The sequence below is a fragment of the Gordonia sp. ALPHA1B1 genome (assembly GCF_005502615.1).
Lineage (GTDB): Bacteria > Actinomycetota > Actinomycetes > Mycobacteriales > Mycobacteriaceae > Gordonia > Gordonia hongkongensis.
This window is the reverse complement of the sequence record NZ_SCOC01000007.1, coordinates 91372-103917: the sequence shown is the minus strand read 5'-3', so window position 1 is coordinate 103917 and position 12546 is coordinate 91372. Positions and strand designations below refer to the sequence as shown.

Genomic DNA, 12546 nt, shown 5'->3' with positions numbered 1-12546 from the left:
GCCGGGCGCGAACGTCGGACAAACTCATCCGGGCACATCGGCAGCCGGGGCACCACGTGGCCTCGGTGCTGATGTGCCACCCGTTGACCCGGGCGAGATCGTCCAGATCGGACTGGCGGAGCGGCGTACGGATCGCGAACGCGCGTCCGCAACTACCGCAGTGCCGGTCGGAGGGGGAAGTTCCGGTTTCCACGAATGCGGAAACAACTGTTATCTCGATGGACCTTCTCTGTCACTTGTTGGGGCGTCGGGCCGCACTCGTCCGAGAGCCCTCCCTGTCGGACGAGCGACCATTTCAGTGTCGGCTTATGTGACGTAGATCTCAAGAGTCGAATGACACATCGTTCGATCGACCCTCCGCGTGGCGCTTCAGCGTCGTCGGTCGCGGTTCGCGGTCTTCGCCGCGTACACCGCCGCTTGGGTCCGACGCTCCATGCCGAGCCTGCCGAGCAGTCGCGAGACGTAGTTCTTGACGGTCTTCTCGGCGAGATGCATCCGCGCGGCGATCTGCCGGTTGGTCAGGCCCTCGCCGAGAAGGGCCAGCAGCGTCCGATCCTGCTCGCTGAGTCCGTCGTCCGCCGGTTCCGCGGCGTCCTGCCGGGCGCGTAGCCGATCCATCAACGCCGCCGCGGCGCGGTTGTCGAGCAGAGACCGGCCGGCGCCCACCTCGGCGATCGCACGCGCCAGTTCCATCCCGGTGATGTCCTTGATGACGTATCCGCTGGCCCCGGCCAGGATGGCGTCCATCATCGCCTCGTCGTCGGTCAGTGAGGTCAGCATGAGGCAACGCAGGCCGTCCACCCTGCTGAGGAGCTCACGGCACAATTCGATGCCGTTGCCGTCCGGAAGCCGGACGTCGAGCACGGCGACATCCGGAGACACCGCGGGAATGCGCGCGAGCGCCTGCGCGACGCTGGCGGCCTCGCCGACGACCTCCACGTCGGAAACGGAGTCGAGCAACTCGACGAGTCCCCGTCGGACGATTTCGTGGTCGTCCACCAGGAAAACCCTGATCATGCCGTCTCCCTCCGGATCGGACACCTGAATCGGATTGTAGGACGGGCCGGACGAATTCGACGAATGTGTGCAGGTCTACCAAATGTCATCGCTCGTGTCCCAACCCGAGCGAAACCGCGTTCGAACTCGAAGTGCAGCACCCGGAAATGAACCTGACTATGATCCGGTACATGGTTTCCGAATTCTCGGAACTGGATCCGAGATCGCTCGAATTGCAGAAAGCGCTGTCGCAGATGCGTTTGCGCGAACTGCTCGACGAGGTCTCCGACCGGATCAGCCAGATCGCCGAAGTACGCGATCAGACCGACGGACTCCTGCAGGCGATGCTGGTCGTCAGTTCCGGACTCGATCTGGAAACCACCCTCGAATCGATCGTGGCGTCGGCGATCCGTCTCGTCGACGCCGAGTACGGGGCGCTGGGCGTGCTCGGGAGCGGGCATCATCTGTCCGCGTTCCTCTCCCAGGGCATCGATGCCGAGACCCGGGTACTCATCGGCGACCTGCCCACCGGCGGTGGCGTCCTCGGTCAGCTCATCGACCAGCCCGAGCTCCTGCGGTTGTCCGACCTGTCCGAGCACCCCGAATCGGTGGGTTTCCCCGCCAACCACCCGCCGATGACGAGTTTCCTGGGCACGCCGATCCGGGTCCGCGACGAGATCTTCGGCAATCTCTATCTGACCGAGAAGAGGAACGGCGGCGTCTTCACCGAGGACGACGAGGTGGTCATCCAGGCACTGGCCTCGGCTGCCGGGATCGCGATCGACAACGCCCGGCTCTACGCGCAGGCGCAGAACCAGCTGGCCTGGATCGAGGCCAACCGCGACGTGATGACCGAGTTGCTGACCGGCGCCGATCATCAAGACGTCCTCGAGCAGATCGCGCGGAAGGTGCTGACCCTGGCCGATGCCGACCTGGTCTTCATCGCCGAGCCCCACGACACCGAAGAGCCTGTGGAGCTGATCGACGAACTGGTGATCACGGTCGCCGAGGGAGAGGACGGACACGTCTTCCGCGGCCAGAGCATCCCCATCACCGGGTCGACCTCGGGGACGGCATTCGTCCAACGACGGCCCGTGCTCCGGAATCACCTGGAGTACGACGTCGGCGATTCGACGCGCTACGGGCCGGTCATGGCCGCGCCGCTGCGGACCATCGATTCCACACGAGGCGTGTTGATCGCCATGCGGGCTGACGGGCGGGAGCCGTTCGCCCGGGATCTCCTCGGGCTGTGCGCCGACTTCGCCGACCAGGCCGCACTCGCGATGCAACTGGCCACCGCGACGTTGCAGGCCCATCACATGCGCGTGCTCGAAGACCGTGAGCGCATCGCGCGCGACCTCCACGATCACGTGATCCAGCGGATCTTCGCCGAGGGGCTCAGCCTGCAGGCGACGCTGCAGCGCACCCACTCACCCGATATCCGCTCGCGACTCACCCGGTCGATCAACAACCTCCAGGACATCGTCCAGGAGGTGCGCTCGACCATCTTCGACCTGCAGACCGAGGACATGACGGTCACGCGGTTGCGGCAGCGCGTGCAGGAGGTCATCGACCAGCAGATCGACGATCTGCCGATCCAGATGCACGTGCGGACCTCGGGTCCGCTGTCCGTGGTCGATCGCCCCTTGGCCGAGAACGTCGTCGCGGTGATACGCGAGGCGGTCAGCAACGTCGTGAAGCACGCCCGGGCCACGACGGTGACGGTGTCGATCACGGTCGCCGACGAGCTGGTCGTCGAGGTCATCGACAACGGCATCGGGCTGCCGGCGGACGTGACTCCGAGCGGTCTGGCCAACCTCGCGCTCCGGGCCGAGAAGGCCGGCGGGGCGTTCACGACGACCCCGCCGCCGGGCGGCGGTCTCGCGCTGCGGTGGTCGGCGCAGCTCTAGTGGAGACACCCCACTAGGGGGCATCCGCCTCGGCCGGTAGTCGCCATGCCGACATGCGCTCGGTCAGCCAGGCGACCGTTTGGAGTCCGGTGAGCACTCCGAAGAGCACGAGCAGCCACACGGACAATCCGATGACCGCGCAGACGGCGAATGCGGCGAGGAAAGCGACGAGAACGGCCGTGAGAGTGATGACGGTCCCCCTGGGAGAGCTTGCACCGAACGGTGTGCGGAGAGATTGACCCTCACACCATCCACCGGCGTCGCGCCCGCCGGGAGGGGCCGAAGGTCACCGATCCGAGGGGCCAAGGAAACGTCGGGTCGTCGCCGCTGCCGCTGCTGATGCGCGGCGGGTCGTGCCGACTCAGGCGGGCCGACCCCGTTTGAGCTCGAAGCCGGTCACATGACGGGCATCGCCGTCCCGCGGCGCGGTCGCCATCTCGATCTGCGCCCGCGCCTGGTCGAGGACCGGGGTGTCCGGATCGAGGACGGAGAGGTAGCGGTCGTGGGCGGCCAGTGCGCGAACGGCCGTGTCGAGTTGTTCCTCGACCTCGACGCCGTGGGTCGCCGCCGGACCGTTCTCGAACAACCACGACGGCGGGGCTTCCAGGGCGTCGTAGGCCTCGAGGACCGCCGCGGCGAACTCCATGTGGTCGCGTTGATTGGGCATGCCCGGCGCCCACTCGGGTCCACCGAAGAGCGAGACGATCACCTGCGGCCGCACCCGTTCGACGGTCTCGGTGATCTTGTCCCGCAACTCCGGCACGTTGCGGATGTCACTGTCGGGGAACCCCCAGAACTCCACCTCGTCCACGCCGACGATCGACGCGGACGCGCGCTGCTCCGCTTCCCGCAGGGGGCCGCACTCGGCGGGCGGCAGACCCTCGATGCCCCGCTCGCCGCTGGAGGCCAGCGCGTAGACGACGCGGCGGCCCTCGCCGGTCCAACGGGCGACGGCCGCCGCCATCCCGTACTCGGGGTCGTCGGGGTGGGCGACGAGCACGAGCGCGGTCTGCCAGTCGGTGGGGAAGGGGAGCAGCTGCGCCGTCACGGTTCTCAGCGCTCCCGGTCGAGATTGGCCATCTTCAGCACGTCGAGCCGGGCGTCCAGTTCGTCCTCGGTCAGCTTCTCGCCGACCAGGCCACGTTCGAGGACGGTCTCGCGGATGGTCTTGCCCTCCTTCAGTGCCTGCTTGGCGACGGCCGCTGCCTCCTCGTAGCCGATGGCGCTGTTGAGGGGGGTGACGATCGACGGCGAACTCTCCGCGAGCGTGCGCAACCGCTCGGTGTTGGCCTGCAAACCGGTAATACAGCGGTCGGCGAACAACCGCGAGACGTTCGCGAGCAGCTTCAGGGACTCGAGGACGTTGCGCGCCATCATCGGGATGTAGACGTTGAGTTCGAAGGCGCCGTTGCCGCCGCCCCAGGTGACTGCGGCGTCGTTGCCGATGACCTGCGCCGCCACCTGCGTGACAGCTTCGGGCAGAACGGGATTGACCTTGCCCGGCATGATGGAACTGCCCGGCTGCAGGTCGGGGAGCAGGATCTCGCCGAGCCCGGTGAGCGGACCCGAGCCCATCCAACGGACGTCGTTGGCGACCTTGGTCAGCGACACCGCGACGGTCTTCAACTGGCCGGAGAGTTCGACGAGCCCGTCACGGGCCGCCTGCGCCTCGAAGTTGTCCTTCGCGAGGGTGAGTGACTCGACGCCGGTGAGCGACACGAGTTCGGCGACCACCTTGGTGCCGAAGCCATCTGGCGCATTGAGGCCGGTGCCGACCGCGGTACCGCCGATGGGCAGTTCGCCGACGCGCGGGAGGGCGGCGGTGATGCGCTCGATGCCGGCCTCGACCTGACGCGCGTAACCGCCGAATTCCTGTCCGAGCGTGACCGGTACCGCGTCCATCAAATGCGTGCGCCCGCTCTTGACGACCTCACGCCATTCGGTTGCCTTGTCGGCCAACGTCTTCTGCAGATGTTCGAGCGCCGGGATCAGGTCGGTGACGGCGGCCTCGGTGGCGGCGACGTGCGTCGCCGTCGGGAAGGTGTCGTTGGACGACTGGGACATGTTGACGTGATCGTTCGGATGCACCTCGACGCCGTTGGACTTGGCGATCGACGCGATGACCTCGTTGGTGTTCATGTTCGAGCTGGTGCCCGAACCGGTCTGGAACACGTCGATCGGGAACTGGTCGTCGTGGCGTCCGTCCGCGATCTCGGTGGCCGCGGCGACGATCGCGTCGGCCTTCTCCTTGTCGAGCAGACCGAGGTCGGCGTTGACGGTGGCGCAGGCCGCCTTCAGCAGTCCCATCGCCCGGATCTGGGTCCGTTCGAGGGGGCGTCCGCTGATCGGGAAGTTCTCCACGGCACGCTGCGTCTGTGCCCGCCACAGGGCGTCGACGGGTACCCGGACCTCGCCCATGGTGTCGTGCTCGATGCGGTATTGCTCGCCCTGCGCGTCGGTCTGTGTTTCCTCGGTCATCGGCGTGCCTACTCCTTTGATCGAATCCTTATGCCGCTCAGCGGGACGTTGACGGCCCCACTCGGGTCGGTGAAAAAGTCGTTGCCCTTGTCGTCAACGACGATGAAGGCGGGAAAATTCTCGACCTCGATCTTCCACACGGCCTCCATGCCGAGTTCGGGGTACTCGATGATCTCCTGGCTCTTGATGCAGTCGAGCGCGAGACGTGCCGCGGGCCCGCCGATGGAGCCGAGGTAGAAACCGCCGTGCGCGCCGCACGCCTCGGTGACCTGCTTGGATCGATTCCCCTTGGCCAGCATGACCATCGAGCCCCCGGCGGCCTGGAACTGCTCGACATAGCTGTCCATCCGGCCTGCCGTCGTCGGACCGAACGATCCGGAGGCCATGCCTTCGGGGGTCTTCGCCGGCCCGGCGTAGTAGACCGGGTGGTCGCGCAGGTAGTCGGGCATCGGCTCGCCGGCATCGAGGCGTTCCTTGATCTTGGCGTGGGCGATGTCGCGCGCGACGACCAGCGGTCCGGTCAGCGACAGGCGCGTCTTGACCGGATACTGCGAGAGTTGCGCGAGGATCTCCGGCATCGGGCGGTTGAGGTCGACCTCGACCACCTCGCCACCCGAGATGTCCTCGGCCACACCGGCTGCGGGCATGTAGCGGGCCGGATCGGTCTCGAGCTGCTCGAGGAACACGCCGTCGGCGGTGATCTTGCCGAGGGCCTGACGGTCGGCCGAGCAGGAGACCGCGATCGCCACCGGGCACGACGCACCGTGGCGGGGCAGCCGGACCACGCGCACATCGTGACAGAAGTACTTGCCGCCGAACTGCGCCCCGATGCCGAACGACTGGGTCAGCCGGAAGACCTCCTCCTCGAGCTCGAGATCGCGGAAACCGTGCGCCGACATCGAACCCTGCGTGGGCAGGTTGTCGAGGTAGTGCGCCGACGCGTACTTGGCGGTCTTGAGCGCGAATTCGGCTGAGGTGCCGCCGATCACGACGGCCAGGTGGTACGGCGGGCAGGCCGCGGTGCCCAGCGAGCGGATCTTCTCGTCGAGGAACTCCAGGATGCTCGTCGGGTTCAGGATCGCCTTCGTCTCCTGGAACAGGAACGACTTGTTGGCGCTGCCACCGCCCTTGGCCATGAACAGGAACTTGTACTCCGGACCCTTGGGCCCCTGCTCGGTGGCGTAGATCTCGATCTGGGCGGGCAGGTTCGAGCCGGTGTTCTTCTCCTCGTACGTCGTCAGCGGGGCGAGCTGCGAGTACCGCAGGTTGAGCTGCGTGTAGGCGTCGTAGACACCGCGGGAGATGGCCTCGGCGTCGTCGGTGCCGGTCAGGACCCCTTCGCTCTTCTTGCCCATCACGATGGCGGTGCCGGTGTCCTGGCACATCGGCAGCACGCCGCCGGCGGAGATGTTGACGTTCTTCAGCAGGTCAAGGGCGACGAACCGGTCGTTGCCCGAGGCCTCCGGGTCGTCGATGATCTTGCGCAACTGCGCGAGATGAGCCGGGCGGAGATAGTGGCTGATGTCGTGCATGGCCTCCGCGGTGAGCCTCCGGATGGCCTCCGGGTCGACCTTCAGGAAGGTCCGACCGTCGACGGAGAACGTGGACACACCCTCGGTCGTGATCAACCGGTACGGGGTCTCGTCGGCGCCGGTCGGGAGCAGATCGGAGTAGAGAAACTCGGGGGCTGAGGCTGGTTTACTCACGGACCGCATCGTATCGCCCACGACATCGGCCCCACGCCAGAGGTTGACTCGTGAAGTCACCGGTGTTGGTGTGGGGCCGATGTCGTGTCTCAGAGATCGATTCGGGAGTAGCCGCGGAGCTTGGCCGGCTTGTGGACGGCCTCGATGCGGCGGACGGTGCCGGACTTCGAGCGCATCACCAGCGACCGGGTCGTCGCGCCATTGGGCCGGTAGGTGACGCCGCGCAGCATGTCGCCGTTGGTGACCCCGGTGGCGCAGAAGAAGGCGTTCTCGCCGCTGACCAGGATGTCGTTGGTCAGCACCCGGTCCAGGTCGTGGCCGGCATCGATGGCCTTCTGACGCTCTTCGTCGTTGCGCGGCCACAGCTTGCCCTGGATCTCGCCGCCCATGCACTTCATCGCGACGGCGGTGATGATGCCCTCGGGAGTGCCACCGACGCCCATCAGCATGTCGACGGTGGAGTAGTCGTCGGCGGCGGCGACCGCACCGGCGACGTCACCATCGGAGATGAGGCGGATCTTGGCGCCGGCCTGCCGGATCTCACCGATGAGATCGGCATGACGAGGACGGTCGAGGACGATCACGGTCAGATCGGCGACGTCGATGCCCTTCGCCTTCGCGACCGAGTTGATGTTCCACTCGACGGACTCGTTGATGTTGATGGCGCCCTTGGCCTCGGGTCCGACAGCGATCTTGTCCATGTAGAAGACCGCCGACGGGTCGTACATCGTGCCGCGCTCGCTGACCGCGATCACCGAGATCGAGTTGGGGCGGCCCTCCGCCATCAGCGTGGTGCCGTCGATGGGATCCACGGCGACGTCACAGTCGGGGCCTTCGCCGTTGCCCACCTCTTCGCCGTTGTAGAGCATCGGCGCCTCGTCCTTCTCGCCCTCTCCGATGACCACGACACCGCGCATCGAGACCGACGACAACAGTTCGCGCATCGCGTCGACCGCCGCGCCGTCGCCGCCGTTCTTGTCGCCACGACCGACCCAACGACCGGCCGCGAGTGCAGCCGACTCGGTCACGCGGACCAACTCCATCGCGAGGTTGCGGTCCGGGGCCTGATGGGTGCTGACGGTCATGGGCAATCGACTCCTCTGTTCGGCGCGGGTCGACTCCAGCGGCGCCGAGTGATGGTGGCGGTGGTCTCGACCACCATCCTTGCATGTCACACCGGGCATTCGGTCAGTGACCCTGCTGGTGGGATACTCGGCGCCATGGCAGACAAACCCCGCATTCTGAACAACGGCAAGGACATGTTCTGGTCGTTGGTCCCGTTGCTCGCGCTGTGTGCGCTGGTGGCGATCGCGTCGGGGAATTGCTCGATCGGGGCCTCCAAGGACGTGGCCGACAGCAAGCTACCGCCGTTCGACGTGGTCAGCGCATTGAACGCCGACGCCGCCCAGCTCCCGTTCCCGATCCGTCGCCCGCCGACGCCGGAGGGCTGGCGGCCCAACTCCGGTTCCTCGGACGCGATCGAGGGGCACCGGGTCAGCACGGTGGGATGGCTCAGCAGCGACGGCGCCTACGTCCAGCTCAGTCAGTCCGATGCGCCCGAGGACGTGTTCGTCCCCTACCTCGGCGGCGGTAGCGGGGGTGATTTCGCCGACATCTCCGGTACCGGTACGCGCCAGGCGGGCGGGCGGCAGTGGGTGACCTACGAGACGTCGGAGGGCAAGCGGTTCTGGATCACGGACCTGGGCAAGGTACGCATCGCGGTCCTGTCGCGCGGCAGCGACGCCGACATCGAGACGATCGCGTCGTCGGTCGTCGCCCAGCAGCCGCTGCAATTGGGGTAGCGCACTACTCGTGAGGACCCGGCCCGGAGTTCCTAGCGTCGTCGGCAGGAGGCGCTCATGGATGGGGGATCGGGGTTCGGCTTGCATCTCGTGTGGGCCAGGCTCGTGCTCGTCGCGGCCCTCGTGCTGCTCGTGGTGACCGTTCCGGTGCAACGGGCGGGCGCCATCGATGCGCTGACCGACCCGCGATCCGGGACCGTGGTGCCCGCACCCGGTCTTCCGTACATCGTCGGGCTGCCTCCGGATTCCGCTGTGGGGCGGCCGCTTTCCTCCTTGTCGAGGGGTGGGGAGGATCGTCGGCCGGTCCTCGCGCGGGTCGGTGCGCGACCGACCGCCGTGCACACGCGCATCAGTGTTCTCGACCGCGAGGCGCTCACCCGGTTCGACTGATCGGTCTCAGTCGTCCTCGGGGTCGTCGGGGTCGGAGCCGGTGCTGATGACCGCCTCGATGCGCTCGCGGGCACCGCGCAGGTGCTCCTCGCAGCGGGTCGCGAGGGCCTCGCCACGCTCCCAGAGCGCCAGCGAGGCGTCGAGGTCGAGTCCGCCGTGCTCTAGGGTGGTGACGATCTCGGCGAGTTCGTCGCGTGCTTCCTCGTAGCCGAGTTCCTCGATCGGAGTGGATGATTCGTCGGTGCTCACGCATTTCCTCCGTGTTCCGGCATGGTCGTGGGTTCGTCGACCCGGGCGGTTGCGGCGCCGTCGGCGACCCGGATGCGCAGGGGTGCACCCGCCGGCAGGTCCGCGAGCGTGCCGACCACATGAGGCGGGTCGGTGTCGGTGCGCTGTACCACCGCGTAGCCGCGCGCCAGGGTCTGCGCGGGACCGAGTGTCGACAGGCGCGCGCCGAGATGGTCGGTACGTCGTTCCTCGGAGTCGATGTGGCGCAACACATCTCGGCGCAAGGCGCGGACCAGCTCGGCCACTTGCCCGGCTTCGGAGTCCACGAGCACCCCGGGACGGGCGAGCACCGGCCGCGCCCGCAGCGCGGCGACGACGCCGGACTCGCGGCGCACCCAGTTGCGCAGGGCCTGCGCGCTGCGTCGACGCAGATCCGCGATGCCCGCGAGTTCGGCCTCGACGTCGGGAACGACCCGTTTCGCCGCATCGGTCGGAGTGGCGGCGCGCAGATCCGCGACGAGATCGAGCAGTGGATTGTCCGGTTCGTGCCCGATCGCGCTGACGACCGGGGTCCGGCACCGCGACACCGCGCGCAGCAACGCCTCGTCGGAGAACGGGAGCAGGTCTTCTACGCTGCCGCCGCCGCGCGCGATGATGATGACCTCGACATCGGGGTGGGCATCGAGGTCGGCCAGGTGGGTCAGGATGCGGGCGACCGCCGTCGGCCCCTGCACGGGGGCCTCGCGGATGTCGAAGCGCACGTTCGACCATCGAGCGGTCGCGACACTCACGACGTCGTGCTGCGCTGCGCTCGCGCGGCCACTGATCAGGCCGACGGCGCGCGGCAGGAACGGCAGCGGCCGTTTGAGCCGTGAATCGAAGAGGCCCTCGGCGGCCATGAGCTGTCGCAGCCGTTCGATGCGCAGCAACAGCTCGCCGATGCCCACGGCCCGGATCTCGCTGACCCGCAGCGACACCGTGCCGCGCCCGGTGTAGTAACTCGGCCGGCCCAGGACCACCACGGAGCTGCCGTCCGTCAGCGGGACCTCGGTGCGTGCCAGCAGGTCGGGGCTGCATGTCACCGAGATCGAGATGTCGGCAGCGGGGTCGCGCAGGGTGAGGAACGCGGTGCGGGTCCCCGGCCGCCGGCTGATCTGGGTGACCTGTCCTTCGACCCAGATCTGTCCGAGCCGATGGATCCAGTCGGCGATCTTGGTGTTCACCGTCCGGACCGGCCAGGGATGCTCGGCCGAGTTCGGTGACGAGGAACGTCGCGGTGTGTCGCTCGTGTCGGCCCCGGTCACGCTTCGGTGGAGCGCTTGTTCTGCGCGGCGATCCGGTTCTCGAGCATTGTCACGAACGGCGCGCGGTCGCGGCGGGATTTCTCATAGTCGACAAGTGCGATCAGGTCCTCGACGGCGACCGACCGCAGACGGGCCCGGAGTTGCGCGAGGGTGAGGGTGTCGTAGTCGATGAGCTCGACGATCTCGGGCCCGGAGCCGTCGGCGGAACTCACCGCCTCGGTGCCCGGCACCTCGGCCGCGACGACCTCGTCGGGGGTCGAGCTGTACAGCGCGAACCGCCCGGCATCGGCGCGCGGCGGTGCGGCGAGATCGGCGTCGGCGGCCGCCTCCTCGATCTCCTCGTCGATGGTCGTGGGCGACGGGGTCGTCGCGGCGGCCTTCGGCTTCTCGTCCTGCACAGACGTATCGGTGGTCTCCGCGGGCGCGGCGGGCGTGACCGGGTCGGGACCCGCTGCGTCGTCCTCGTCGAAACGTGCCCACTCGGGCTGTTCGTCGGGCCGGTCGAAGAGCATCTCCAGGGCGGCGTCGCCCTTGATGGCCAGTTCGGCGATGTTCTGTTGCGCCCGCATACCGGCCTGGAGGGTCTGGCTGATGGCGGTCATCGGCAACGTGATGAGCAGCGCCGGGAGTTTCCGTGTCTCCTCGAGGGCGGTGACGATCAGACCTGCGGCTATCCGGGCGGGGTACGGTGCGCGATCCATGCCAACACTCTGCCATCACGGGCAACGCCGCGTAACCCGTACCCTGGGAAGCATGTCTGAGACGAAGCGTGTCCTGCTCGCCGAACCCCGCGGCTACTGCGCTGGTGTCGACCGTGCGGTGGAGACGGTCGAGCGTGCCCTCGACAAGCACGGCGCTCCCGTCTACGTGCGCAAGGAGATCGTGCACAACCGGCACGTCGTGGAGACCCTGGCCGAGCGCGGGGCGATCTTCGTCGGCGAGACCGACGAGGTGCCCGAGGGCGCGTTGGTCGTGTTCTCCGCGCACGGGGTGTCCCCGCTGGTGCACCAGACCGCCGCCGAGCGCAACCTGCGCACCATCGACGCCACGTGTCCGCTGGTCACGAAGGTCCATCAAGAGGCGAAGCGATTCGCGCGCGACGACTACGACATCCTCCTGATCGGCCATGAGGGCCACGAGGAGGTCGAGGGCACCGCCGGCGAGGCCCCACAGCACATCCAGCTCGTCGACGGTCCCGACAGCGTGGACGCGGTCGAGGTCCGTGACGAGTCGAAGCTGGTCTGGTTGTCGCAGACCACCCTGTCGGTCGACGAGACCATGGAGACGGTCCGTCGACTCCGCGAGAAGTTTCCGCTGCTCAACGACCCGCCCAGTGACGACATCTGCTACGCCACCCAGAACCGGCAGGTCGCGGTCAAGGCGATGGCTCCCGAATGCGACCTGGTGATCGTCGTCGGATCGCAGAACTCATCGAACTCGGTGCGCCTCGTCGAGGTGGCCCTGCAGGCCGGCGCGAAGGCCGGCCACCTGGTCGATTACGCCCGTGAGATCGACGACTCGTGGCTCGACGGTGTGACGACGGTCGGGGTCACCTCCGGCGCGTCGGTGCCCGAGGTGCTGGTCCGCGGGGTCCTCGACTACCTGGCCGAACGCGGCTACGGCACGGTCGAGACGGTCAACACGGCCAACGAGACGCTGACCTTCGCGCTCCCGCGCGAGCTGCGCCCCGCACGTTCGTCCAGCTGACCTCGGGCCACGGCCCGGCGTCGAC

The 12546-nt window shown here is 67.8% G+C and carries 12 protein-coding genes; 4 read left to right on the top strand and 8 right to left on the bottom strand.

Annotation, left to right across the window (positions count from 1 at the left end; all coding sequences use genetic code 11):
* Positions 1 to 369: 369 nt before the first annotated feature.
* Positions 370 to 1017: a response regulator transcription factor gene (locus FFS52_RS06805; protein WP_068970176.1), complete on the bottom strand. Its 648-nt coding sequence runs from the start codon at positions 1015 to 1017 to the stop codon at positions 370 to 372.
* Positions 1018 to 1187: 170 nt separating this feature from the next.
* Here FFS52_RS06805 and FFS52_RS06800 point away from each other — a divergent pair, with 170 nt between their 5' ends.
* A complete protein-coding gene (locus tag FFS52_RS06800; RefSeq protein ID WP_068970177.1) occupies positions 1188 to 2906 on the top strand; it encodes a GAF domain-containing protein in 1719 nt (572 codons plus the stop codon).
* Positions 2907 to 3267: 361 nt separating this feature from the next.
* Here FFS52_RS06800 and FFS52_RS06790 read toward each other — a convergent pair whose 3' ends face one another.
* From FFS52_RS06790 to glpX, 4 genes are all read right to left on the bottom strand, one after another.
* Entirely contained in the window at positions 3268 to 3954 is a 687-nt protein-coding gene (locus FFS52_RS06790) for a PIG-L family deacetylase (protein WP_068970156.1), read from the bottom strand.
* A gap of 5 nt (positions 3955 to 3959) precedes the next feature.
* The gene (locus FFS52_RS06785) at positions 3960 to 5384 is read right to left on the bottom strand and encodes a class II fumarate hydratase (protein WP_137809247.1); all 1425 of its coding nucleotides are present in this window, start codon (positions 5382 to 5384) and stop codon (positions 3960 to 3962) included.
* A gap of 8 nt (positions 5385 to 5392) precedes the next feature.
* A complete protein-coding gene (locus FFS52_RS06780) occupies positions 5393 to 7090 on the bottom strand; it encodes a fumarate hydratase (protein WP_068970178.1) in 1698 nt (565 codons plus the stop codon).
* Positions 7091 to 7179: 89 nt separating this feature from the next.
* Entirely contained in the window at positions 7180 to 8175 is a 996-nt protein-coding gene (gene glpX / locus FFS52_RS06775) for a class II fructose-bisphosphatase (protein WP_065629922.1), read from the bottom strand.
* Between the two features lie 135 nt (positions 8176 to 8310).
* Here glpX and FFS52_RS06770 point away from each other — a divergent pair, with 135 nt between their 5' ends.
* Positions 8311 to 8892, top strand: a complete 582-nt coding sequence (locus FFS52_RS06770) for a DUF4245 domain-containing protein (RefSeq protein ID WP_068970157.1) — start codon at positions 8311 to 8313, stop codon at positions 8890 to 8892.
* A gap of 57 nt (positions 8893 to 8949) precedes the next feature.
* Positions 8950 to 9282, top strand: a complete 333-nt coding sequence (locus FFS52_RS06765; protein ID WP_068970158.1) for a hypothetical protein — start codon at positions 8950 to 8952, stop codon at positions 9280 to 9282.
* Positions 9283 to 9288: 6 nt separating this feature from the next.
* Here FFS52_RS06765 and FFS52_RS06760 read toward each other — a convergent pair whose 3' ends face one another.
* From FFS52_RS06760 to FFS52_RS06750, 3 genes are read right to left on the bottom strand one after another with little or no spacing between them, the layout of a single operon-like run.
* Entirely contained in the window at positions 9289 to 9531 is a 243-nt protein-coding gene (locus FFS52_RS06760) for an exodeoxyribonuclease VII small subunit (protein WP_068970159.1), read from the bottom strand.
* Entirely contained in the window at positions 9528 to 10814 is a 1287-nt protein-coding gene (xseA, locus tag FFS52_RS06755) for an exodeoxyribonuclease VII large subunit (protein WP_068970160.1), read from the bottom strand. Before xseA ends, FFS52_RS06760 begins: the two co-directional genes overlap by 4 nt.
* On the bottom strand, positions 10811 to 11515 hold the full coding sequence (locus tag FFS52_RS06750; protein ID WP_137809246.1) for a lipid droplet-associated protein: 705 nt from the start codon (positions 11513 to 11515) through the stop codon (positions 10811 to 10813). The genes xseA and FFS52_RS06750 overlap by 4 nt, the downstream gene beginning before the upstream one ends.
* A gap of 52 nt (positions 11516 to 11567) precedes the next feature.
* On the opposite strand from FFS52_RS06750, the gene FFS52_RS06745 reads away from it, so the two are divergent.
* Positions 11568 to 12521 (top strand): 4-hydroxy-3-methylbut-2-enyl diphosphate reductase, encoded by a 954-nt coding sequence (locus FFS52_RS06745; RefSeq protein ID WP_058250715.1) that lies wholly within the window; start codon positions 11568 to 11570, stop codon positions 12519 to 12521.
* Positions 12522 to 12546: the final 25 nt, after the last annotated feature.

What these genes read in the sequence shown, in the direction of transcription:
- glpX (WP_065629922.1), bottom strand. Translation starts at nt 8,175, where the DNA reads ATGACCGTCAGCACCCATCAGGCCCCGGACCGCAACCTCGCGATGGAG.
- FFS52_RS06745 (WP_058250715.1), top strand. Translation starts at nt 11,568, where the DNA reads ATGTCTGAGACGAAGCGTGTCCTGCTCGCCGAACCCCGCGGCTACTGC.
- FFS52_RS06805 (WP_068970176.1), bottom strand. Translation starts at nt 1,017, where the DNA reads ATGATCAGGGTTTTCCTGGTGGACGACCACGAAATCGTCCGACGGGGA.
- FFS52_RS06785 (WP_137809247.1), bottom strand. Translation starts at nt 5,384, where the DNA reads ATGACCGAGGAAACACAGACCGACGCGCAGGGCGAGCAATACCGCATC.
- FFS52_RS06800 (WP_068970177.1), top strand. Translation starts at nt 1,188, where the DNA reads ATGGTTTCCGAATTCTCGGAACTGGATCCGAGATCGCTCGAATTGCAG.
- FFS52_RS06770 (WP_068970157.1), top strand. Translation starts at nt 8,311, where the DNA reads ATGGCAGACAAACCCCGCATTCTGAACAACGGCAAGGACATGTTCTGG.
- FFS52_RS06765 (WP_068970158.1), top strand. Translation starts at nt 8,950, where the DNA reads ATGGATGGGGGATCGGGGTTCGGCTTGCATCTCGTGTGGGCCAGGCTC.
- FFS52_RS06750 (WP_137809246.1), bottom strand. Translation starts at nt 11,515, where the DNA reads ATGGATCGCGCACCGTACCCCGCCCGGATAGCCGCAGGTCTGATCGTC.